Raw genomic sequence first — 22,517 nt, 5'->3', positions numbered from 1 at the left:
GCCGTGTGAACGCATGTCGAACGGCAGGTCGACCACGGCCAGTCGTACGAGGGCTTGACCCGGGACCGTACACCGTCGTGATCAAGCCTTTCCGCAGGTGCGCCGCATGGCGCCGGGGGCGGCGGGGCACCGTTGCCCGCGTGCCCATCACAGACGAGATTCACCGCTTCAGCGCCGTGTCGGCGCGGCTGACCGGCTTCGACGGAGCCGACCTGGCGGCCACCGGACTGACCGAGGTCTACCGGGCGTTCGCCGCGGACCGGCTCGGCGCGGAGCGGTACGGGCGGCTGCTGCGCGAGCTGCGGGAGCCGTACGAGGCCCTGGACGACCGCACCGACGACGAGCTGCGGGACGCGGCCCGGGCGGTGACGTACCTCTGGTACACCGGCAGCTGGCCGGGCCGGCCGCCGGTCCTGGTGTCCCCGCGCGCCCAGGCCGAGGGCCTGGTGTGGAAGGCGGCCGGTGTGAAGGCTCCCGCCACCGGGCCGGAGGGGTACGGGAGCTGGGCCCGGGCCGGCACCGGCGCCGGCCCGGACGGCGGGGGCGGCCGGTGACGCGGTACGACGTGATCGTCGTCGGCGCGGGTGTCGCGGGCTCGCTCGTGGCGCACCGACTCGGCGCGCACGGGCGGCGGGTCCTGGTCCTGGAGGCGGGCGCCGCGGGCGACGGCGCACCGCCGCCCGGCCCGTCGTACCGGGCCCATCCGGCGGCACCCTGGCCCGAGGCCACGGACCTCGTCGGCACCGACGGGACGCCCGGCTTCCGGACGGGCGGCCATCTGTTCCAGGACGGCCCGCTGCCGTACGCGAGCGGCTACGTCCGGATGAACGGCGGCACCGGCAACGTGTGGACCGGGCTCGCGCCGCGGATGCTGCCGGAGGACTTCGACACCGAGTCCTTCGGCTACGGGCGGCGGTGGCCGCTCACCTACGACGAGCTGGAGCCCCACTACCGGGCGGCGGAGCGGGAGCTCGGGGTGGCCGCCGACGCCGGGGAGCAGCGCGAGCACGTCGGCCTGCCCTTCCCCGACGACTACGTCTTCCCCATGCGGGCGCTGCCCGCCGGACGCCTGGACCGGCTGCTCGCGGCCCGGCTCGACGGGCGCCGCGTCAAGGACCCGGTGGCCCTGAGCGAGGTCGAGCTGCGGGTGACCGGCACTCCGCACGCGCGCAACGGCATCCCGGACCCTCGCTACGACGGCGGCCGCGGCTATGTGCCGCTCGGTCGGGACGGGCGGCCGGAGCCGGACAGCCGGTGCGTGGGCAACGCGACCTGCATCCCGCACTGCCCCTCCTACGCGAAGTACACCCCGCTCAAGACGCAGGGGCGGTGGAGCGGTTCGGTGCGGCTCCGGGACCGCTCGGTGGTGAGCCGGGTGCTCGTCGACGGCCGCGGGCGGGCGACGGGCGTGGAGTACCGCTCGTACGACGGGGAGGTGTCCGTCGCGCACGCCGATGTCGTCGTGCTGGCCGCGCACGCCGTCGAGAACGCCCGGCTGCTGCTGCTCTCCGGGCTCGCCGGCGGCAGCGGCCAGCTCGGCCGCAATCTGATGGACCATCCGGTCCTGCTGACCTGGGGGCTGTTGCCGGAGGACACCGGGCCCTACCGGGGCCCGGGCTCCGTCTCCGGTTTAGAGGGCTTCCGGGCCGGTCCGGGGCGCCGGCTGCGGGCGCCGTTCCGGATCGAGTTCGGGGCGTGGGGCTGGCTCTGGGCGAAGGGGCCCGTCGACACGGACGTGGCCCATTTCCTCTCCGAACGCGGCCTGTTCGGGCGGGAGTTGCGGGAGGCCGTCGGGGACAGGATCCGCCGCCAGTTCACCTTCCAGTTCGAGATGGAGCAGGGCGCCGACCCCTCGAACCGGGTCACCCTCCATCCGACCGAGCGCGACGCCCTCGGTCTGCCCCGCCCGCTCGTCACCTACGACCTGGACGAGCACGTGAAGGAGGGCATGGCGGCGGCCCGGGCGGTCTCGGAGCAGCTCTTCGCCCTGCTCGGCGCCGAGGACCACACGGACTACACGCCGGTGGCGGCCTGGCCGGGGCGCTTCGAGCACCGGGGCCGTACGTACGGCTACCGCGGTGCCGGCCATGCCGCCGGCACCCATCTCATGGGCGACTCCCCCGCCACGTCCGTGGTGGACTCCTGGCAGCGCTGCTGGGACCACCCGGGGCTGTACGCGGTCGGCTGCGGCAGCATGCCGTCGGTCTCCACCGCCAATCCCACCCTGACCATGGCCGCGCTCGCCCTGCGCAGCGCCGCACGCGTCGAGGCCGACCTCGCGGCCCGCGACCGGCCCGTCTCCGCCGGCTCCCCCACGCCGTCCGCTCCCGCCCTGCCTTCCACGCCCTCCCTGCCCTCCACGCCCTCCGCCCCGTCGACCCCGGGAGCCCCCGCATGACCCCGCTGCCCCTGCCGCCCGTGACCGAGCCCTTCCAACTCCCCTTCCACTACGGGGCGTTGCATCAGATCGGCGTCGACTGGCTGGTCGCCCCCGACCCGGTCCGCGAGCTGCTCGCCAAGCACCACCCGGACCTGACCGCGGCGACGTTCGAGGGCGGGCGGGCGCTGGTCTCGCTCAACTACCAGCTGTACTTCGCGCAGTACGCGTTCGGCGGCGGCGTCACGCAGGAGATCGAGTTCAGCGTCATCGCCTTCCCGACGGCCGAGGAGAAGCGGCTGCCGGGCCTGACCTACGCGCAGTACGCGCAGGGCTGGGACCAGACGAAGCTGCTCGGCATCGCCCGGATCCACGTCGTGTGCGACAACCCGTTCGCGATCACGGCCGGACGCGAGCTGTACGCGGAGCCGAAGTACCCGGGCTGGTTCGAGGTGGCCCTGCCGTCCCTCAACGGACCGGCGGGCGACACCTGGACCGTGCGGTGCAACGGGGCCTCGATCGGCGCGGACGGCGCCCTGGAGCAGGCGGACGCCCCGCTGCTCGACCTCACGGCGAAGCTGGACGGCCTCGCCGCCGTGGCCGCCAACTCCGCTCCCGTCACCGGCTACGGCACCGACCGGGAGGGCCGTCTGCTCGCCGGCCCCATGAACGTCTACCAGCCCTACCGCTGGTACGACCTCTCCGCCGCCGCGCACTCCGGGCGCACCCGGATCACGCTGCACGCCCCGGACGGCGACCTCGGCCGTGACGTCCACGCGCTCCTCGGCGACGACGCGCCGGCCGCGGGCGCGTGGACGTACCAGTCGCCCCCGGTGGCCGCCCACAACCGGCCGTACTACCTGCCGTCGTCCCACGGGTGACCGCGCCGGGACTCACTCGATCGGAGTAAGCCGTCCGTCGTGCGAGGCGGCCGGTGTTTACGCAGGTCGGGCGGGGCGGGAGCGCGGGGAGGTCGCGGTGCGGCGGCCGCGCCACATGGCCGCGAGCCGGGGCCGGTCGTCTCCTGGCAGCAGCGTCGCCAGGAGATGGGAGAAGCTCATGGCCAAGAAGGACAAGAGGCAGGCCGTCCCGCCCGAGAAGGCGAAGGAGACCCGGGTGCTGGGGCTGCAGGGACTGCAGACCGGTGAACCGGTGTCCGGGATCGCCGGTTTCCACAGCACGCAGTCGATCGGGTGCAGCTCCATCAGTATCGGCTGCCCCGGCGGCGGCGGCACCACGATGCAGCAGTGATCACGGAACGTCGTCTCGTCCGCCGGGGCCCTCTTCGCGGCTCCGGCGGCTGAGCGCCCGTGGAGCGTCACGCGGCCATGGCCGCCCACCATCTCTTCGGTCTCGTCGATCCGCGGCACTACGAGCCCCTGTCCCGTCGCGAGATCACCCCCGAGTACCGCGACGCCCTCACCGGGCTGCTGCCGGACACCTGGAGTCTCGAGCGCGGCGACGTGTGGTTGCAGGCCCGGCGGCCCGCGGGCCCCGGGCCGCGGACGGCTCCGTCGCCCACCCAGGGCTTCAAGATCCATGTCTCCTCGGCGCCCGCGCACACCTTCCGGCTGTTCGAGCTCGTCGTGCCGGTGTGCGTGGAGCACGACGTCGAGTTCAAAGCCGCCGCCGACCCGGTGATGCTGGGCCTGATCAACTCGAAGACCCAGGAACGCGGCTTCGCCGGCAAGTTCATGACGGTCTATCCGCCCGACGAGGACGTGTTCGTCCGGCTGATCGAGACCCTGTACCGGCGCACGGCCGACGAGCCGGTCGAGGGACCGTACATCCTGTCCGACCGCCGGTACCGGGACAGCAAGGTCCTGTTCTACCGGTACGGGGGCTTCCGGCCGCCGCGGCGGCTCGGCGTCGACGGAACGCAGACCACCTTCCTGGTCGCGCCCGACGGCACGTACGTGGCCGACGAGCGCTTGCCGTGCTTCAGACTGCCGTCGTGGGTCCGCGACCCGTTCGAGGAGGAGCCGGAGCCCGGTCCGGAGCAGGAGCAGGAGCGGGAACCGGGGCCGGAGCCGGAACCTGACGGCACCCTGCTCAAGGACCGCTACCTCGTCGAGGGCGCGCTCACCTTCTCCAACGCGGGCGGTGTCTACCACGGCACCGACCGGGTCACCGGGCGGCAGGTCGTCGTGAAGGAGGCCCGGCGGCTCACCAACTGCACGGCGATCGGGGGCCGTACGGTCGACGCCGTCGACATGCTGCGCCACGAGTACGACGTGCTGCGCCGGCTGGACGGCCTGGAGTTCGTGCCCCGGCCCGTCGACCTCTTCCCGGAGTGGGAGCACACCTTCCTGGTCGAGGAGCGCGTGACGGGCATCGCCTTCCACGACTTCTGGGCCCGCGACGACGTCATCCTCGCGCCGTACCTGCGGCGGCCGGGCCGGGTCGAGGGGTTCGTCCCGCTGTTCAGGGAGGTCGCCGGTCGCCTCGTCGCCATGGTCGAGGCGGTGCACGCCCGTGGGGTCGTGCTCGGCGACCTGTCGCCGAACAACGTCCTCGTCGATCCCGAGACCCGCCGGATGTGGTTCATCGACTTCGAGAGCTCGGTCGGCGAGGACGACGATCCGGCGCTGCTGGCCTACGGGACCCGCTGGGGCACGCCCGGGTTCCTGCACCCGCGGCGCTCCTCCCGGGACCGGCTGCTCCCCTGCGACGACTGGTACGCCGTGGCCATGCTGCTCTACAGCAGCGTCGCGCCCACGACCGCTTTCTTCGCCCTCAATCCCGTGGCGCAGGACCTCATCCTCGACGAGCTGGTCGCCCTGGGCGTCCCCGACCGGGTGAGGTCCGTGGTGGCGTGTCTGGCGGCCGCCGACGTGGCCGGGGCGAAGGCCGTGCTGGCCGACTGGGAGGAAGGGTGAGGCCATGACGCCCCTGGTGACCGGGACATACCCGGCGGCGGAAGCCGTCCGGGCCCACCCGTACCCGGAAGTGCGGCGCACCCTGCGCGGCCTCGGCGACACGCTGCTGCGGACCTACGACGGGCAGCGCACCGACCGTCTCTGGCCGGCCGACTACATGGTCTACGCGACGAACCCGCTCAGCGTGGCCTACGGCGCCTGCGGGCCGGCCCTGTTCCTGTCGGCCGGCGGCCCGCGCTCCGGCGGTCCGCGGTCCGGCGGCCTGCCCGAGGAGGCGGCCGCGTGGATGCTGAGCCGGCCCCTCGACAACGACACCTACCCGCCGGGCCTCTACGTCGGCCTTGCCGGCATCGCCTGGGCCTTCCAGGAACTCGGCATGCGGGAGCGGGCCGAGACCGCGATGGCGACGCTCTACCGCTCTCCCCTGCTGTTCGACGATCCGAGCCTCTTCCTCGGCGTCGCCGGGTGGGGGCTGGCCTCCCTGCGCTTCCACGCGGCCACCGGCCGCCAGGTCTACCTCGACCACGCCGTGCGGGCGGGCGAGGAGCTGCTCCGTACGGCGCGGCGCGAGGGCGACACCTGTTTCTGGCCGACCTCCCACGACGGCCGGGTCCACCACGGGTACGGCTACGGGCCGAGCGGCATCGCCCTCTTCCTGCTGTACCTGCACCTGGCGACCGGCGACCCCCGCTTCCGCTCCCGCGCCGTCGAGGCCCTGGAGTTCGACCTGGCGCACGCGGGCGAGAGCGGTCTCGGTCTGCAGTGGCCGCGCTTCCAGGGCGACTCCGTCCTGTATCCGTACTGGATCCACGGCAGCGCCGGCATCGGCAGCGTGCTGGTCCGCTTCCACCGGCTGCTCGGCATCGAGCGGTACGGCGAGCTCGCACGACGGGTCGCGGACGACACGTACGTCACCTACGCCTACGCGCCCGGCCTCTTCGAGGGGCTGGCGGGGATCGGCGAGTTCATGCTGGACATGTACCGCGGCACCGGCGAGGAGGAGTACCGGGACCGGGCGGCCGCCATCGCCCGGACCGTCCTGTGGTTCCGGATCGAGAGCGCCGGAACCACCGAGAAAACCGAGAAGCCCGCGAAAGCCGGGGACGGGGCCGGGATCGCGTTCCCCGGCCGCTGGCTGAACCGGATCGCGCACGACTACGCGACCGGCTCCGCCGGCATCGGCATGTTCCTGTCCCGGCTGGTGGACCCGGGCCCCCGCCTCCTCGTGGACCTGTGAGCGTACGGCGGTCAGGCGAGCACGTGGAGCGCGGCGGGCCGCACCCGCACGGTCACCGGGAGGGTCGCGTCGACCTCGCCGTCGGCGCCGTACGGGAGGGCGCGGTCGGCCTCGATGCGGATCTCCTTGCCGCGCAGGATCTCGACCTGGGGCCGGTCGACGTGGGCGCCGGTCTTGAGCTCGTTCATCATGGCGAAGAACAGGTGCTTCGGCGCCTTGTTGATGACGACGACGTCGAGCATGCCGTCGTCTACGCGGGCACCGGGCGCGACCTTGCGGCCGAAGCCGTAGAAGCCGGAGTTGGCGGCGATCACGGTGTAGCCGGTGCGCTCGTGCCGGACGCCGTCGACGGTGATGCGGTAGGCGGCGGGCCGCCAGGCGAGGACGGCGCGCAGGCCGCCGGCGTAGTAGGAGGCGGCGCCGCGCAGCAGCCGGGAGTGGTTGGCGTGCCGGTTGGCGACCGCGTCGACGCCCGCGTACACGCTGCCGAGGACGCTGATCCGCGGGTGGGCCGCGGACTCGACCTCGATGGTGTCGACGGCCCGCGGCTCGCCGTGGAGCAGGATCTCGGCGAGCCGCTCGGGGTCGGTGGGCAGGCCGAGTGCGCGGGCGAAGTCGTTGCCGCGGCCGGCCGGGACCAGGCCGAAGACGGTGTCCGTGCCGCTGAGCGCGCCGCCGATCCGCCCCGCCATGCCGTCGCCGCCGACGGCGAGGACGACATGGCCGCGCGCGCCGGCGTCATGGGCGAGCTCCTGGGCGTGCTCCAGGCTGCGGCTGTAGACGGTGTCGAGCCGGGCGCCCGCCTCCCGCAGCAGCCGGGCCAGCGGGAGCAGGCCCGCCGTACCGCTGGACCCCCCTGCGGTGGGGTTGACGACGGCGGTGAACTGTCGCATCGAGCATGCCTCCGGGCGGCGGGAGTGGGACGGCGGGAGCGGGGATTCGGCGGGCGGTGCGGCGGGTGCCTCAGCGGACGGGGATGAGGACCCCGGGGCTGAGCACGCCGGACGGGTCGATCTCGGCCTTGACCGCCTGGAGCATGCGGATGCCGAGCGGGCCGATCTCGCGGACGAACCAGTCCCGGTGGTCGGTGCCGACGCCGTGGTGGTGGCTGATGGTGCCGCCGGCGGCCAGGATCGCGTCGTTGGCGGCCTGCTTGACCGGGGCCCAGTGCGCCACCGCGTCCTCGCCCTGCGCGGAGACGACGGTGAAGTAGAGCGAGGCGCCGTTCTCGTAGGTGTGCGAGATGTGGCACATGACGAGCGGCGGGGTGCCGGCCGCGGTGAGCGTGCTGGTCAGCGCGTCGCGCACGGCGGCGTAGAGGCCGGGGATGGCGGACCAGAAGGCGGCCGTCTCCAGGGTCTCGGCGAAGGCGCCGGCGTCGAGGAGGGAGTCGCGCAGGTAGGGCGCGTTGTAGCGGCCGTGCTCCCACTTGTCTCCGGGTTCCTCGCCGAGGTACTCGCCGCCGGAGGCGAGCAGGACCTCTCGGGCGGCGGCGCGGCGGGCGGCGGTGTCGGCCTCGGTGCCCTCGTAGCCGACGATCGCCATGCAGCCGGGGTTCTGCGGGAGTTCGGTGTCGCCGATGGCGTCCGGCTGGGCGAGGCCGACGAAGGTCTCGGACTCGTCGGACAGGCGCAGCACGGTGGGCCGCGGGCCGTCCTGGGCGAGCCGGCGCAGGGCGGCGGTGCCGGTGGCGAAGTCGGCGAAGCGCCAGCCCTCGTAGACCCGCTTCGCGGGCAGCGGGCGGATGCGCACGGTGACGGCGGTGATGACGCCGAGGGCGCCTTCGGAGCCGAGGATCAGCTGGCGCAGGTCGGGGCCGGCCGCGGAGCGCGGGGCGCGCCCGGTCTCCAGGGTGCCTTCGGGGGTGGCGACGGTGAGGCCGAGGACCATCTCGTCGAAGCGGCCGTAGCCGGCGGACGCCTGGCCGCTGGAGCGGGCCGCGGCGAAGCCGCCGATGGTGGCCCACTCGAAGGACTGCGGGAAGTGGCCGAGGGTCCAGCCCTGTTCGTTGAGCAGCTCCTCGCACCGCGGGCCGCGCAGTCCGGGCTGCAGGGTGGCGGTGCGGGACACCTCGTCGACGGCGAGGAGCGCGTCGAGGCGGCGCAGGTCGAGGGCGACGAAGGGCCGCTCGGTGGTGGGCGCGAGGCCGCCGACGACGGAGGTGCCGCCGCCGAACGGGACGGCGGCGAGGCCGTGGTCGGCGCAGGCGCGCAGCACGGCGAGGACCTCGTCGTGGCTGCCGGGCAGGACGACGGCGGCGGGGATGTCGGCGACCTCGCCGGCGCGGATGCGCAGCAGGTCCGGGGTGGACTTGCCGCGGGTGTGCCGGATGCGGCTCTCGGCGTCCTCGCGCAGGGCGTCGGGCGCGGCGAGGGCCGCGGTCAGGGCCTTGCGGGCCTCGGCGGTGAGGGCCGGGGCGGGCGCCTCGATGTCGGCGAGGCCGGCCGGGCCGCTCTCGCGCGGGGTGACGCCGAGCAGGTCCCGCAGCAGTCCGGTCACCGCGTCGGGCAGCGGGGCCGCCTTGGCCGGGTCGCCCCAGCCGCTCCACAACATGTCCACTTCGAAGGTCCTCACGGTGCTGTTCACGCTGCTGTTCAGGTCTGTTTCCGGGGTCGGTCCCGAGTCGGCGCTGCCGCTCTCCCCGTCCTGCCATTACACTGTGACAGATGACGCCCATTCGTCACAACGCCTCGGACGCAGATTCCGTACTCGACGCCGCCCGCGACTGCGTCCTCGCCGTCGGCGTGCGGCGCACCACCCTCACCGACATCGCCCGGCGCGCGGGCGTGTCGCGGATGACGATCTACCGGCGCTGGCCCGACGTACGCAGCCTGGTCGGCGACCTGATGACCCGCGAGTGGATCGCGGTGGCCGCCGGTGCCATGCCGCCGGCCGGCGACCCGCGTCCCGTGCGCGCCCGGATCGTCGACGGACTGGTCGCGGGCGCCGCCGCGTTCCGCGCCCATCCGCTGTTCCACAAGATCCTCGACGTGGACCCCGAACTGCTCCTGCCGTACATCCTCGACCGGCGGGGCGCCAGCCAGGAGGCCCTCCTGGAGATCGTCGCCGCGGCGCTCGCCGAGGGGCACGAGGACGGATCGGTGCGGCGCGCCCGCACGGACCTGCAGGCCCGGTCGCTGCTGCTCGTCGTCCAGTCCTTCACGCTCTCGCTGCGCACCATGACCGACGAGACCGATCCCGAACTGAGCGAAGCCGCCTTCCTCGACGAGCTGCGCACCCTGCTGGAGAGGACCCTCACCCCATGAACCCCACGAGCAGCCCCGCCGCCGCCCTGCCCGGCTCCTCCCTCGACGCCGCACGGCGCCGCCGCGAACTGGAGCAGCTCGGCCAGGGCACCACCGTCGACGTGCTGGTCGTCGGCCTCGGCGCCACCGGCGCCGGCGCCGCCCTCGACGCGGCCGCCCGCGGACTCTCCGTCGCCGCGATCGACGCCCACGACCTCGCCTTCGGCACCTCCCGATGGAGCTCCAAGCTGATCCACGGCGGACTGCGCTACCTCGCCTCCGGACAGCTCGACGTCGCCCACGAGAGCGCCGTCGAACGCGGCATCCTCATGGAGCGCACCGCGCCCCACCTGGTCCGCGCCCAGCCCTTCGTACTGCCGCTGACCCCGCTGGTCAGCCCCGCCCAGGCGACCCTCGCCCGGGCCGGTTTCCTCGCCGGCGACATGCTGCGCCTCGCCGCCCGCACCTCGCGCCGCACGCTGCCGAGGCCGCGTACGCTCTCCGCCGTCGAGACCCGGCACCTCGCCCCGGCCCTGCGCTCCACGGGGCTGCGCGGCGGACTGCTCTCCTGGGACGGCCAACTCGCCGACGACGCCCGGCTGGTGACCGCGATCGCCCGCACCGCGGCCGCTCACGGCGCGCGCGTCCTCACCCGCACCCGCGCCCTGGAACTCCACCGTGACGGCGCGCTCGTCCGCGACGAGACCACCGGCCAGGAGCTGACCATCCGCGCCCGCGCGGTCGTCAACGCGACCGGGGTGTGGGCGGGCGGCCTCGTCGACGACATCCGGCTGCGGCCCTCCCGCGGCACCCATCTCGTGCTGCGCTCCGAGGACCTGGGCCGGCTCTCCGCCGGTCTGCACATCCCGATCCCCGGCGAGACCAACCGCTTCGTGCTCGTCCTGCCGCAGGGCGACGGCCGGGTGTACGTGGGCCTGACCGACGAGCCCGTCGACGGCGACATCCCGGACGTGCCGGAGGTCCCGGAGACCGACATCGGCTTCCTGCTCGACGTGCTCGGCTCCGCGCTCGACGTCACCGTCCAACGCGCCGACGTGGTCGGGGCGTTCGCCGGCCTGCGCCCGCTGCTCGACACGAGCGGCGACGGCGGCCGCACCGCCGACATCTCGCGCAGGCACGCCGTGCTCACCTCGCCCGACGGCGTCGTCACCGTCGTCGGCGGCAAGCTGACCACGTACCGGCGCATGGCCCAGGACGCCGTCGACGCCGCCGTGGCCGCGAGCGGCCTCGACGCCGGCCCGTGCCGCACCGCGTCCCTGCCGCTCGTCGGCGCCGCCCGGCCCCGGACTCTGGCCGGGCTCGACGCCCCGACGCGCCTGGTGCGCCGCTACGGCTCCGAGGCCCCGGCCGTGCACGCCCTCGGCCTCGCGGACCCGGCGCTCGCCGAGCCCGTCGTGCCCGGCCATCCCGTCACCGGCGCCGAACTGCTGTGGGCCGTACGGCACGAGGGCGCCCTCGACACCGGCGACCTCCTCGACCGCCGCACCCGCGTCGGACTCGTCCCCGAGGACCGGGCGAAGGCCGAGCGGGCGGCCCGGGAGGTCCTCGCCCGCACCGAGTAGCGGGAAGCAACTCCGTGCCCCCGCGGGCGGCGTTGAGGCAGGATTCCTCCGGTGCGTCACGGACCGCGGCCGGCGGCCCGGGCGCACCCGGCCGACCCGTTCGTGAACAAGGAGAGTTCGACGTTGAATCCCGCATACCCGCTGGTGCGCACCGACCGCCCGGTCCCCGACGCCGAGCGCGCGGCCGTCCTGGCCGCGCCCGGTTTCGGCCGGCACTTCACCGATCACATGGCCTCGGCCGTCTGGACGCCCGAGGCCGGGTGGCACGAGCGCGGGGTCGGCGCGCTGAAGCCGTTCTCGCTGCACCCGAGCGCGGCCGTGCTGCACTACGCGCAGGAGATATTCGAGGGCCTCAAGGCGTACCGGCACGCGGACGGCAGCGTCTGGCTGTTCCGGCCCGGGATGAACGCGCGCCGCTTCGCCCGGTCCGCGGAGCGGATGGGCCTGCCCGAGCTGCCCGCCGAGGACTTCCTCGCGAGCATCGAGGGGCTGGTGCGCGCGGACGAGGCGTGGGTGCCGGTGTCGGAGGGCGAGGAGAGCCTCTATCTGCGCCCGTTCATGTTCGCCGCCGAGGCGTTCCTCGGGGTCCGGCCGGCCGAGCGGGTCGTCTACTCGGTCATCGCCTGCCCCGCGCAGCAGTACTTCGCGGCCGGTTCGGGCGGCATCACCCTGTGGGTCAGCACGAACTACACGCGGGCGGCCAAGGGCGGCACGGGCGCCGCGAAGTGCGGCGGCAACTACGCCTCCAGCCTCGCCGCCCAGACCGAGGCGCAGCAGCACGGCTGCGACCAGGTCCTCTACCTCGACAGCACGGGCGACGACGGCTGCGTCGAGGAGTCCGGGACGATGAACCTGTTCCTGGTCACCTCGGGCGGCGAGCTGATCACCCCGGCGCTCGGCACGATCCTGGAGGGCGTCACCCGCGACTCGGTCCTGGCGCTGGCCCATGAGTTCGGCCTGACGCCGGTCGAGCGGCCCATCTCCTTCAGGGAGTTGAGCGCCGGCGTCACCGACGGGACGGTGACGGAGATCTTCGCCGCCGGCACGGCCGCCGTGATCACGCCGGTCACCGGCATCAAGGGCGAGGGCTACGCGCTCACGGTCGGCGACGGCAAGCCGGGCGAGCGGACGACCGCGCTGCGCGAGCGGGTGCTCGGCATCCAGTACGGCCGGTCCGAGGACACCTACGGCTGGCTGCACCGGGTGGTGTGAGGACGCGGCCGGCAGGCGACGGCACGGCGGCCGGTGCCCGGCCCCATGGGGGACGGCCGGACCCCGGCTGCCGTGCTCGCCGCAGGCCCCGGCGTCACTGCGCGCCGAAGACCTGCGTCCAGTAGGGACCGCCGGCCGGGTGGAGGCCGATGCCGATCTCCTTGAAGGAGCAGTTGAGGATGTTGGCCCGGTGGCCGGGGCTGTTCATCCAGGCGTCCATCACCTCGGCCGGGGTGCGCTGGCCCTTGGCGATGTTCTCGCCGTACGTCGACCAGCGGTAGCCGGCGGCGGTGACGCGCTCGCCGGGGCCGTCGCCGTCCGGGTTGGTGTGGTCGAAGAAGTCCCGGGCGGCCATGTCGTCGGAGTGGCCCTGCGCGGCCCGGGTCAGCAAGGCGTTCTCGGTCAGCGGCCCGCATCCCGCCTTCGCCCGTTCGGCGTTGACCAGCTCGATGACCTGGCCGGACTCGGACGTCGGGGCGGGCGGCGCGGGCGTGTCCGCCGTGGGGCGCGGCGGGCGCGCCGGCCGCGGCGGGGCGGGCTTCGACGTGGTCCGGGCCGGGGACGGCTTGGGCGGGCGGGTCGTGGGGGCCTTGCTCGGGGTCGCGCTCGGCGTCGGCGTGGCGGGCGCGGCGGAGGTGGTGGTGGCCGGGGGCGCCCCCGGGACGGTGGCGGTGTCGGGGGCCGACGCCTGGGTCACGTCCTCGGGGTCCGCGGTGCCGCCGTCGGGGCCGGTGAGCAGGTGGAAGGTGCCGCCGGCGACGGCCACCACGGCGAGGCCGGCGGCGGCGACGGCACGCCGGCGGCCCCGGCGGCGCTGTTCCGCCTTGCGCCGGGCGCCGCGCGTGCCGGCTCCGGATCCGGCGGCGTGCCGGGCACCCGTACGGGACGCGGCCACGGATGCCGAGCCGGCGGCGGAGCCGGACGGTGCCGGGGCGGAGGCGGCGGCGAGTCCGAGGCCCGCGCTCTCGCGGACGCCGGTGAGCAGCAGCGCGGACGGGGGCACGAGCAGCAGTCCGGCGAGCAGCCCCTCGGCGGGGACGAGACCGTGCCAGAGTCCGGCGCAGTGCGGGCAGGTGCGGGCGTGGCGGGCTATGCGCTTGCGCCAGAGTGCGGACGGGTGGCCGTCCCAGCTGCCGAGCCCGTCGCGCAGGGTGGGGCAGAGCGGGTCGGCGGTCAGGGCGCGTACGACGATCCGGGCGGTCTCCAGGCGTTCCTTCATCCGCTGCACCCGGACCGCGGTGTGTTCCGGGGTCAGTTCCAGGGCGGCGGCGACCTCGTGGCGGCTGAGTTCGCCGGCGCATTCCAGCCACCACAGGGAGAGCAGGGCGCTGTCCTCGGGTTCCATCCAGCGGGTGGCCTCGGCGGTCTCGCGGCGCTGGCCGGAGAGCTGGAGCCGGGCCACGGTGAGCTCGACGAAGTCGGCGCCGGGGTGGGCGAGGTCGCGGGCGTCGTCGAGGGCTCCGGCCGCGTGGCCGGCGCTGCGGCGCTGCCAGTGGGCGCGCAGGGTGTTCATGGCGATGGCGACCAGCCAGGAGCGGAAGCTGTCCGGGGCGCGCAGGGTGCCGAGCCCGTCGAGGGCGCGCAGCATGGTCTCCTGCACGACGTCGTCGACGTCGTGGTGTCCGTTCATCGCCCGGCCGACGATGTTGTAGACGAGCGGCAGATGGGCGGCGACGAGCCGGTCCCGCGCCGCCGGGTCGCCGCCCTGCGCGGCCCTCACCAGCTCCGTACCGACCATGGTCACCGTCCCCGTCCGCGTGCCCGTCGCCGCCGTCATGCCGTGCTTCATCCTGTTCGTCCCGCCTGTTGCCGATGCCCTACGACTGGGAGACCGGAGAGCGGGAGCCGGATAACGGAAATCGCGAAAGAACTTTCGATGCCCGCTCCGGGGCCGCCGGGGCGGGCCGACGCCGGGTCAAGAACGGTAAAAATCCCGGGAATTGGTCTATGCCAATCATCGTCGCCATGGACAGGGAAAACGATGACGGAAGGCGCACGCCGGTCTACCCGCCATTTGGTCCAGACCATTGACCCGCCGCGCGGCGCGCCGCTATCTCCTTAGCGACCCCACCCGACCCCTCACACCCCCTGGGACTGACATGAGACGCACGCGCTTCCTGCGCGCGGTCATCGCGGCCGTCACCACCGCCGTCGCCGCGGCCGGCCTGACCGCGCTCGGCGGCGGCACCGCCCAGGCGGCGACCCCGCTGCCGTCGCGGGTGTTCGCCCCGTACTTCGAGGCGTGGACCGGCGAGAGCCCGGCCGCCCTCGCCGCCGCCTCCGGCACCAAGCACCTGACGATGGCGTTCCTGCAGACCGCCACCAAGGGCTCGTGTACGCCGTACTGGAACGGCGACACCGGCATGCCGGTCTCCTCGGCGGTCTTCGGCAACGACATCAAGACGATGCAGGGCCGCGGCGGTGACGTGATCCCCTCGTTCGGCGGCTACACCGCGGACACCACGGGCACCGAGATCGCGGACAGCTGCACCGACGTCAACCAGATCGCCGACGCCTACGAGAAGGTGCTCACGACCTATGACGTGAGCCGGCTCGACATGGACATCGAGGTCGACTCGCTGGACAACACCGCCGGCATCGACCGCCGCAACAAGGCCATCAAGATCCTCCAGGACCGGGCGGCCGCCGCCGGCCGCAAGCTGGAGATCTCGTACACGCTGCCGACCACGACCACGGGGCTCGCCGCGAGCGGCCTCAACGTCGTGAAGAACGCCGTGAGCAACGGCGCCCGCGTCGACGTCGTGAACCTGATGACCTTCGACTACTACGACAACGCCGCGCACGACATGGCCAAGGACACCCAGACCGCGGCCGGCGGACTCTACGACCAGCTCGCCAAGCTGTACCCCTCGAAGACCTCCGCCCAGCTGTGGGGCATGATCGGCGTCACCGAGATGATCGGCGTCGACGACTTCGGCCCGGCCGAGACCTTCAGCCTGGCCAACGCGCGCACGGTGTACGACTGGGCCGTGTCCAAGGGCATCAACACCCTGTCGTTCTGGGCGCTGCAGCGTGACAACGGCGGCTGCGCGGGCGGCGCCGCCGCGGACAACTGCTCGGGCATCGCGCAGAACACCTGGGACTTCAGCCACGTCTTCGCCCCGTTCACGGGCGGCACGACGGTGCCGTCCGACGACTTCTCGCTGACGGCGAGCCCGGCGTCCGGCACGGTGACGGCGGGCGGCACGGCCACCGGCACGATCGCCACGGCGGTCACGTCGGGCGCGGCCCAGTCGGTGAGCCTCGCGGCGAGCGGCCTGCCCGCCGGCGTCACCGCCACCTTCAGCCCGGCCTCGGTCACCGCGGGCGGCTCCGCGACGCTGTCGCTCGCCACGACGGCGGCGGCGGTCTCGGGAACGTACCGGATCACGGTGACCGGCTCCGGCCCCAAGGCCGCGCACACCGCCACGTACACGCTGACGATCACCGGCGGCAGCGGCCACCAGTGCACCGCGGCTCCGTGGTCCAAGACCGCGGTCTACACCGGCGGCCAGCAGGTCTCCCACCAGGGGCACACCTGGAAGGCCAAGTGGTGGACGCTGGGCGAGGAGCCCGGCACGACCGGCGAGTGGGGCGTGTGGCAGGACCTCGGCGCCTGCTGAACGACTCCGAACCGGTCCGAGCCGGCCTGAGCCGCTCCGAACCGACCTGAGCCGACCTGAGACGGCCTGGCACAGCCTGGCACGGCCTGGCACGGCCTGAGCCGGCATGAGCGGCTGAACCGACTCGATCCGGCGGGGCCGGTGCCGGGGGACCTCCCCCCGGCACCGGCCCCTTCGCATGCCGCCGCCCGCGCTCCCGCCGTCTCGTTGACAGCCCGCCCCGAGCTCCCGATACTGACTGATGGTTCAGTCAGTAGGTCCAGTACGCACGGAGGCACCATGTCCGACCTCTCCAGGAAGGACGCGCTGTCCGGCGGCGAGGCGCTCGTCCGGGCGCTCGCCGCGCACGGGGTGACCGACGCCTTCGGCATCCCCGGGACGCACAACCTGGAGGCCTACCGGCACCTCCAGGCGTACGGCATACGACATGTGACAGCGCGTCACGAACAGGGTGCCGGGTACGCGGCGGACGGCTACGCCCGTGCTTCCGGGCGTCCGGGCGTCGCGATCACCACGACCGGTCCTGCACTGCTCAACATCGCGGCCGCCGTGGGCCAGGCGTACTCCGACAGCGTGCCGCTGCTCGTCGTCTCCCCCGGCATGCCGCTGCGCCACCCCCGCCAGTCCACCGGGCTGCTGCACGAGATGCGCAGCCAGACGGAGGCGCTGCGCGGTGTCGCCGCCTTCAGCCACCGGGTGTCGTCGGTCGACGAGATCGGCGCGGCGGTCGCGCGGGCCTTCACCCTGTTCCGTACGGGGCGGCCGCGGCCCGCGCACATCGAGGTGCCGCTTGACCTCCTGGAGGCCGTGGAGCCGGCCGGTCCGCCGCGGCTCGCGCCGCCGGCCGGACCGGCGCTGCCGGACCCGGCCGCGGTGGAGGCGGCGGCCGCCGCCCTGCGGAGCGCCCGGCGGCCCGCCCTGGTCCTCGGCGGCGGGGCGCGGGCGGCGGGCCGCGAGTGCCGGGCGCTCGCCCAGCTGCTCGGCGCGCCGGTGGTCACGACCGCCAACGGCAAGGGGATCGTCGACGAGCGGCATCCGCTGTCGCTCGGCGTCTCGCTGCACAGTCCGGCCGTGCAGAAGTGGCTCGCGGCCCGGGACGTCGTGCTCGCCGTGGGCACGGAGCTGGCCGAGTCCGACGTCTGGGGACCGCTGCCGGCCCTGACGGGCGCGCTGCTGCGGGTCGACGTCGACCCGGCGCAGATGTACGCGGGACTGCCGGCGGACACGGCCCTGGTGGGCGACGCGCGGACCGTGCTCGCGGCGCTGCTGGAGACCCTGCGCCCGGACGAGGCGGGCGAGCCCGTCGACACGGCCGCCGAGGTCACCGGCCTGCGGGCCACCCGCGACGACGAGACGCGCGGCCGGGACGCGCGCTGGCTGCCGTATCTGCGGGCGATGCGCCGGGTCCTCGCCGAGGACGCGGTCGTCACCTCCGACAGCGCCCAGTGCTGCTACTACGGCGCGCTCCCCCATCTGCCGCTCGGCCCCGAGGCCCGCTACCTCCATCCGACCGGCTTCGGCACGCTCGGCTACGCGCTGCCCGCCGCGATCGGCGCGAAGACCGCGTACCCGGGGCGCCAGGTCGTCGCGCTCAGCGGTGACGGCGGGCTGCAGTTCTCCGTGCAGGAGCTCGCGACCGCCGCGCAGCTGGGCCTGCCGCTGCCGGTCGTGGTCTTCGACAACGGCGGCTACGGCGAGATCCGCGAGGAGATGGCGGCGCGCGGCGACCGCCCCACGGCCGTCGACCTGCCGGACGTGGACCTCGCCGCGCTGGCCCGGGCGTACGGCGGCCGGGGCGGCACGGTGCGCTCGCCGGACGAACTCGCCGACGCCCTCACCCGCGGCCTCGCCACCCCCGGCCCCACCGTCGTCACCGTCCCCGAGGAGTCCTCCCGATGACCCACGCCACCAGCTCCCCCCTCATCTCCCTCACCTGGACGGACCACGTCACCGGCCGGAACGGCTATCTGGTGGTCGACCGGCTGGTGCGCGGGGTGTGCAGCGGCGGACTGCGGATGCGCCCGGGCTGCACCCTCGACGAGGTCGCAGGGCTCGCCCGCGGCATGACGATGAAGGAGGCCCTGCACTACGACCCGCGGGGCCGCTACATCCCGCTCGGCGGCGCCAAGGGCGGCATCGACTGCGATCCGCGCGACCCCGAGGCGTACGGCGTGCTGGTCCGCTATCTGCGCGCGATGCGCCCGCACATCGAGCGGTTCTGGACCACCGGCGAGGACCTCGGCCTCACCCAGGACCTGGTCGACCGGGCCGCCGCCGAGGCCGGTCTGGTCTCCTCGATCCAGGCGGTCTATCCGCTGCTCGACGACGAGGACGCGGCCCGGCGGCGGCTCGCCGACGCGTTCGCGGTGGACGTCGACGGCATCGGCCTCGACGAGCTGGCGGGCGGCTGCGGGGTCGCCGAGTCGGTGCTCACCGCGCTCGACCGGGCCGGGGTGCCGCACGCCGGGACGCGGGTGGCGGTGCAGGGCTTCGGGACGATGGGCGGGGCGACCGCCCGCTTCCTGGCGCGGGCGGGCCTGAAGGTCGTCGCGGTCGCCGACGTGAAGGGGACGGTCGCGAACCCGGACGGCCTGGACGTCGAGGCGCTGCTCGCCGCGCGGGACGCGTTCGGGACGGTGGACCGTGCGGCCCTGCGGGCCGACGACCGTGAACTGCCCGGCGACGCCTGGCTGTCGGCGGACGCCGAGGTGCTGGTCCCGGCGGCCGTCTCGTACGCGATCGACGCCGCCAACCAGGCGTCGGTCACGGCCCGCTGGATCGTCGAGGCGGCCAACATGCCGGTCCTGCCGGAGGCCGAGGAGCTGCTCGCCGCGCGCGGCACCGTCGTGCTGCCGGACGTCGTGGTCAACTCGGCCACCAACGCCTGGTGGTGGTGGACCCTGTTCGGTGACATCGAGGCCGACGCGGAGCAGGCGTTCGCGCACATCCGGCGTGCGATGCGCGCGCTCGTCGGGCAGGTCCTCGAACGGGCCGGGCGCGAGGGGACGACGCCGCGGGCCGCCGCGCACGGTGTCGTCGCCGACCGGCTGCCGGTGATCGCCGAGCGCTTCGGCTGGTACGCGTGACGTCCAGGCCTCTCGGGCACGGCGGGCGCTGAGGCGGCGCGCACCGGAGCCCTACCGGGCGCCCTCGGACACGGGCTCCCGGGATTCCGGGCGCTCCGCGTCGGCGGCCGGGGCGGCGGCCATCAGCGCCGCCTCGACCCGGCGGTTGGTGGTCATGGTCGACGTGACGGCGGTCATGGCGAGGAGCAGGCCGGCGGCGGTGTAGAGCGGGGTGCGCACGTCGTAGGCGGTGGCCAGCCAGCCGCCGAGGAAGGCGCCGAACGGTGCGGCGCACATGGCGAGCATCCGGGAGGTGGAGGCGACCCGGCCCATCAGATGGGCGGGGACGATCGCCTGCCGCAGGGAGGGGGCGAGCACCATCGTGGCGCCCATGCCCGCGCCGCAGACGGCGAGCGCGAGCCCGGCGACGTACGCGTTCGGGGCGGCGGCGAGGCCCAGGATGGCGAGGCCCTCGACGGCGGCCGTGCAGGTGAGTGCGGCGCCGGTGCCGAGCCGCCGGCCGAGGAAGGAGGCGATGCCCGCGCCGAGCAGACCTCCGGTGGCCTCCGCCGTGAGGAGCAGACCGAAGCCGAGGGCGCCGATGCCGAGCCGTTCCCGCGCGAAGAGGGCGAGGACGGTCTCCACCGCGAGGAAGGCGATGTTCCCGACCGCCGGACGCAGCGCGAGCCCGAGCAGCAGCCGGTCCCGGAACACGTACGAGGCACCGGCCCGTGCCTGCCGCAGCAGCGACTCACGCGCCTGCGGTGCGGGCGGGGGCACGGCGGGCAGCGACCGTACGAGCAGCGCGGAGAGCGCGAACGAGACCGCGTCGGCGAGCAGCGGAACCGCCCGGCCGAGTGCGAGCAGGGCGCTGCCCGCAGGCGGCCCCGCGAAGCCGGACGCGGCGGTCTGGGCGCCGCGCAGGCGGGAGTTGGCGCGCTCCAGGAGCGCGGGGTCGCGGTGGAGCAGGTCCGGCAGATAGGCCGTGGCGGCCGTGTCGAAGAAGAGTCCGCCGAGGCCGAGCAGGAAGGCGACGACCGCGAGCAGCGGAATGCTCAGGCTGTCGAGCGCGGCCGCTGCCGCCGGTACCGCGAGCAGCACCGCACGTGCCGCGTCCGTGACCCACATCGTGCGCCGGCGGTCCCAGCGGTCCACCAGCGCACCGCCGAGCACGCCGAAGAGCAGCCACGGCAGCGTTCCGGCGGCCGTGACGACGGCGAGCGCCAGCGGATCCCGCGTCAGCGTCAGCGCGAGCAGCGGCAGCGCGGCGTGCGTCACCCCGTCACCGAGCGAGGACACCGTCTGCGCGGTCCACAGCCGACCGAACCCGGCGGGCAACTTCTTTACGTCTGAGGTCACTTGGCATCCCCTTCGACCTGCTGGATCTTTGCCGGGTGGAACAGCGCGAAGACGAGTGAGGCGTCCGGCAGCGCCGGATCCGACAGCTCCCGGTACTCGTCCGCCAGCGCCTGCAGTCGCGCCCCCAGCTCGGCGAACTGCTCGTCGGTGAGCCGCAGATGGGCCATCCGCACATGCCGCTCGGCATCCGCCGGCGCGGCCTCCAGGTCCGCCACCGCGTGCCGCATCAGCACGTCGGGGCCGCCCTCGCCCGGATCCGGCAGCTCGATCGAGCGCGCGGCCATCGCGTAGTACCGCTCGGTGACGCCGCGGACCTTCCGCGTCCGCACCACCTTCACCAGGCCGGCCCGTTCGAGCAGCCGCACGTGATAGCTGGAGCTCCCCTTCGCGAGGCCCACGCGCTCGGCGATCTGGGTGATGGTCGCGGGCTCGAAGCGGAGCACGGCCATGATCCGGTGGCGCGTGAGGTTGGAGACGGCGCGCAGTTGCTCGTCCGTGGTGACGTGAAACGTCTCGGGAAGATCGTCGTCGGTTGGCATGGACACAATGGTCAACGTTTCTTGACCATTGCGCAAGTGCTTTCGCGGACGTGTCCCGAATCCGCGCCGAAGCCGTGCCCCGCCGAAGGGGAGGGGCACGTGACGCACGGGCCGGCTTGCGGCCGGCGCTGTGTAGGGTGAAGCCGTGGCCAGAGTCCGGTTGAGCGTGGAGGAACGGCGCGAGGAGATCCTGCGCGTCGCGGTCGAGCAGATCGAGGCCCGCGGCATCGGCAACGTGCGCATCGCCGACGTCGCCTCCGCCCTCGGCGTCAGCAGCTCGCTGGTGCTCTACCACTTCTCCAGCAAGGAACTCCTCGTCTCCGCGGCCTTCGCGCACGCCGCCGAGGCCGACCTCGCCCAACTGCGCGAGCTCCTGGACAGGCCGCGCCTCACCGCCGCCCGCCGGCTCCGGGCGGCCGTGCGCTGGTACGCCCCCACGGGGCAGGCCAAGGGCTGGCGGCTGTGGATCGAGGGCTGGGCGGCCTCCCTGCGCGACCCCGGACTGCGCACGCTGACGCACGACCTCGACCGGCAGTGGAAGGCCGCGCTCGCCGAGGTCATCGCCGAGGGCGTGGCGGCCGGCGAGTTCGTCTGCGACAGCCCCGAGGACGCCGCCTGGCGTATCACCGCACTGCTCGACGGCCTCGCCGTTCAGGCCACCTCGTACCGGGGGCCGCTCGGCCGGGCCCGGATGCTGGAATGGGTCGACGACGCGCTCGTACGCGAACTGGGCGTCGAGCGCGAGGCGTTGACGTCCGCCCGCTGAGCCCGCCACCCCCGTCGGGGAATGCTGATCCCATGAGTGACGAAATCGAGGGCGCCGCAGAGGAGTTCGCACGGTCGGTGGAGTGGGTGCGCACCGAGGTGGAGGCCGTCGCGGCCGCCGTCGCACCCGGTGTCGCAGCGCGCGCCGAGGAACGGACCGACGACCGCTACTCCGTCTACGGCCACATGGGCAAGCTCTTCTCCCTGGTGCTGACGTTCCCCCGGCTGCCCTACGAACCCGCGGCCACGACCGCCGCCCGGCTGCTGCGGTCCGCGGGCTGGCACACCGAGGAGAGCGACCTTCCCGGCGGACGGCGTCTGCTGAAGGCGCGGCACGGCGAGTTCGAGGCCGGCGTGAGCTCGGCGGGCACGGCGCTGCGGATCTCCGGGCGCACGCCCCTGGTGTGGATCCACGCGCGCTGGGTGCGCCCGCCCCGGGTGGCCACGGAAGCGACGCTGCCGCCGGGATACCGGCTGTGCGTGATGTGCGAGGGGTGGGGCTCCTGCCGGGAGTGCGAGGGGCTCGGCTTCGTGGACGGTCGCCGCTGCGAGGAGTGCGGGCTCGGAATGGACTGCCCGGACTGCCGGGGCACGGGGCGGGAGGCGGTACGGGAGGGGTGAGCGGGGGGGGCG

Annotated in this window: 20 protein-coding genes; 14 read left to right on the top strand and 6 right to left on the bottom strand. The window is 74.4% G+C overall.

Features of this window, described 5'->3' with window-relative positions; translation table 11 throughout:
- Positions 1 to 140: 140 nt before the first annotated feature.
- The 3 genes from ACFYU9_RS02855 to ACFYU9_RS02845 are packed head-to-tail and all read left to right on the top strand — an operon-like array spanning position 141 to position 3,258.
- Positions 141 to 554, top strand: coding sequence for a hypothetical protein (locus ACFYU9_RS02855; RefSeq protein WP_389341747.1), 414 nt, complete (start codon positions 141 to 143; stop codon positions 552 to 554).
- Complete coding sequence (locus ACFYU9_RS02850; RefSeq protein ID WP_389341744.1) at positions 551 to 2,398, top strand: GMC oxidoreductase; 1,848 nt, start codon at positions 551 to 553, stop codon at positions 2,396 to 2,398. Before ACFYU9_RS02855 ends, ACFYU9_RS02850 begins: the two co-directional genes overlap by 4 nt.
- Positions 2,395 to 3,258, top strand: coding sequence for a hypothetical protein (locus ACFYU9_RS02845; RefSeq protein ID WP_389341741.1), 864 nt, complete (start codon positions 2,395 to 2,397; stop codon positions 3,256 to 3,258). The genes ACFYU9_RS02850 and ACFYU9_RS02845 overlap by 4 nt, the downstream gene beginning before the upstream one ends.
- 57 nt (positions 3,259 to 3,315) lie before the next feature.
- Here ACFYU9_RS02845 and ACFYU9_RS02840 read toward each other — a convergent pair whose 3' ends face one another.
- A complete protein-coding gene (locus ACFYU9_RS02840; protein WP_389341738.1) occupies positions 3,316 to 3,438 on the bottom strand; it encodes a hypothetical protein in 123 nt (40 codons plus the stop codon).
- On the opposite strand from ACFYU9_RS02840, the gene ACFYU9_RS02835 reads away from it, so the two are divergent.
- From ACFYU9_RS02835 to ACFYU9_RS02825, 3 genes are read left to right on the top strand one after another with little or no spacing between them, the layout of a single operon-like run.
- Positions 3,437 to 3,628 carry a hypothetical protein gene (locus ACFYU9_RS02835; RefSeq protein ID WP_389210285.1) on the top strand — a complete coding sequence of 64 codons (192 nt, stop codon included), beginning with the start codon at positions 3,437 to 3,439 and terminating at the stop codon, positions 3,626 to 3,628. The two genes, ACFYU9_RS02840 and ACFYU9_RS02835, sit on opposite strands and share 2 nt — an antisense overlap.
- A gap of 59 nt (positions 3,629 to 3,687) precedes the next feature.
- Entirely contained in the window at positions 3,688 to 5,256 is a 1,569-nt protein-coding gene (locus ACFYU9_RS02830) for a hypothetical protein (protein WP_389341735.1), read from the top strand.
- A 4-nt stretch (positions 5,257 to 5,260) separates the two neighbouring features.
- On the top strand, positions 5,261 to 6,493 hold the full coding sequence (locus ACFYU9_RS02825) for a lanthionine synthetase C family protein (protein WP_389341732.1): 1,233 nt from the start codon (positions 5,261 to 5,263) through the stop codon (positions 6,491 to 6,493).
- Positions 6,494 to 6,504: 11 nt separating this feature from the next.
- On the opposite strand, the gene ACFYU9_RS02820 is transcribed toward ACFYU9_RS02825, so the two are convergent.
- Both ACFYU9_RS02820 and ACFYU9_RS02815 read right to left on the bottom strand, forming a co-directional pair.
- The gene (locus ACFYU9_RS02820) at positions 6,505 to 7,386 is read right to left on the bottom strand and encodes a diacylglycerol/lipid kinase family protein (RefSeq protein WP_389210279.1); all 882 of its coding nucleotides are present in this window, start codon (positions 7,384 to 7,386) and stop codon (positions 6,505 to 6,507) included.
- A gap of 70 nt (positions 7,387 to 7,456) precedes the next feature.
- A complete protein-coding gene (locus ACFYU9_RS02815; RefSeq protein WP_389342954.1) occupies positions 7,457 to 9,052 on the bottom strand; it encodes an FAD-binding oxidoreductase in 1,596 nt (531 codons plus the stop codon).
- 107 nt (positions 9,053 to 9,159) lie between these two features.
- Between ACFYU9_RS02815 and ACFYU9_RS02810 the strand changes: the two genes are divergently transcribed.
- The 3 genes from ACFYU9_RS02810 to ACFYU9_RS02800 all read left to right on the top strand — a co-directional run bounded on the left by ACFYU9_RS02810 (position 9,160) and on the right by ACFYU9_RS02800 (position 12,533).
- The gene (locus tag ACFYU9_RS02810; RefSeq protein WP_389210275.1) at positions 9,160 to 9,759 is read left to right on the top strand and encodes a TetR/AcrR family transcriptional regulator; all 600 of its coding nucleotides are present in this window, start codon (positions 9,160 to 9,162) and stop codon (positions 9,757 to 9,759) included.
- The gene (locus ACFYU9_RS02805; RefSeq protein WP_389341729.1) at positions 9,756 to 11,321 is read left to right on the top strand and encodes a glycerol-3-phosphate dehydrogenase/oxidase; all 1,566 of its coding nucleotides are present in this window, start codon (positions 9,756 to 9,758) and stop codon (positions 11,319 to 11,321) included. Before ACFYU9_RS02810 ends, ACFYU9_RS02805 begins: the two co-directional genes overlap by 4 nt.
- Before the next feature lie 123 nt (positions 11,322 to 11,444).
- Positions 11,445 to 12,533, top strand: a complete 1,089-nt coding sequence (locus ACFYU9_RS02800; RefSeq protein WP_389210271.1) for a branched-chain amino acid aminotransferase — start codon at positions 11,445 to 11,447, stop codon at positions 12,531 to 12,533.
- A 94-nt stretch (positions 12,534 to 12,627) separates the two neighbouring features.
- Here the strand turns inward: ACFYU9_RS02800 and ACFYU9_RS02795 are convergent, their stop codons facing one another.
- Positions 12,628 to 14,310: a sigma-70 family RNA polymerase sigma factor gene (locus ACFYU9_RS02795; protein WP_389341726.1), complete on the bottom strand. Its 1,683-nt coding sequence runs from the start codon at positions 14,308 to 14,310 to the stop codon at positions 12,628 to 12,630.
- Between the two features lie 322 nt (positions 14,311 to 14,632).
- Between ACFYU9_RS02795 and ACFYU9_RS02790 the strand changes: the two genes are divergently transcribed.
- From ACFYU9_RS02790 to ACFYU9_RS02780, 3 genes are all read left to right on the top strand, one after another.
- Positions 14,633 to 16,156, top strand: coding sequence for a glycosyl hydrolase family 18 protein (locus ACFYU9_RS02790; RefSeq protein WP_389341724.1), 1,524 nt, complete (start codon positions 14,633 to 14,635; stop codon positions 16,154 to 16,156).
- 279 nt (positions 16,157 to 16,435) lie between these two features.
- Positions 16,436 to 18,055, top strand: a complete 1,620-nt coding sequence (locus ACFYU9_RS02785; protein WP_389341722.1) for a thiamine pyrophosphate-binding protein — start codon at positions 16,436 to 16,438, stop codon at positions 18,053 to 18,055.
- Positions 18,052 to 19,242, top strand: coding sequence for a Glu/Leu/Phe/Val dehydrogenase dimerization domain-containing protein (locus tag ACFYU9_RS02780; RefSeq protein WP_389341719.1), 1,191 nt, complete (start codon positions 18,052 to 18,054; stop codon positions 19,240 to 19,242). The genes ACFYU9_RS02785 and ACFYU9_RS02780 overlap by 4 nt, the downstream gene beginning before the upstream one ends.
- Before the next feature lie 51 nt (positions 19,243 to 19,293).
- On the opposite strand, the gene ACFYU9_RS02775 is transcribed toward ACFYU9_RS02780, so the two are convergent.
- Positions 19,294 to 20,580 (bottom strand): MFS transporter, encoded by a 1,287-nt coding sequence (locus tag ACFYU9_RS02775; protein ID WP_389341716.1) that lies wholly within the window; start codon positions 20,578 to 20,580, stop codon positions 19,294 to 19,296.
- Positions 20,577 to 21,119, bottom strand: a complete 543-nt coding sequence (locus ACFYU9_RS02770; protein ID WP_389210259.1) for an ArsR/SmtB family transcription factor — start codon at positions 21,117 to 21,119, stop codon at positions 20,577 to 20,579. The genes ACFYU9_RS02775 and ACFYU9_RS02770 overlap by 4 nt, the downstream gene beginning before the upstream one ends.
- 145 nt (positions 21,120 to 21,264) lie before the next feature.
- On the opposite strand from ACFYU9_RS02770, the gene ACFYU9_RS02765 reads away from it, so the two are divergent.
- Both ACFYU9_RS02765 and ACFYU9_RS02760 read left to right on the top strand, forming a co-directional pair.
- The gene (locus ACFYU9_RS02765; RefSeq protein ID WP_389210257.1) at positions 21,265 to 21,885 is read left to right on the top strand and encodes a TetR family transcriptional regulator C-terminal domain-containing protein; all 621 of its coding nucleotides are present in this window, start codon (positions 21,265 to 21,267) and stop codon (positions 21,883 to 21,885) included.
- 32 nt (positions 21,886 to 21,917) lie between these two features.
- Complete coding sequence (locus tag ACFYU9_RS02760; RefSeq protein ID WP_389210255.1) at positions 21,918 to 22,505, top strand: hypothetical protein; 588 nt, start codon at positions 21,918 to 21,920, stop codon at positions 22,503 to 22,505.
- Positions 22,506 to 22,517: the final 12 nt, after the last annotated feature.

Origin of the sequence: Streptomyces sp. NPDC004327 (genome assembly GCF_042873935.1) — a bacterium.
GTDB lineage: Bacteria > Actinomycetota > Actinomycetes > Streptomycetales > Streptomycetaceae > Streptomyces.
This window is presented reverse-complemented; position numbering and strand designations above follow the sequence as displayed.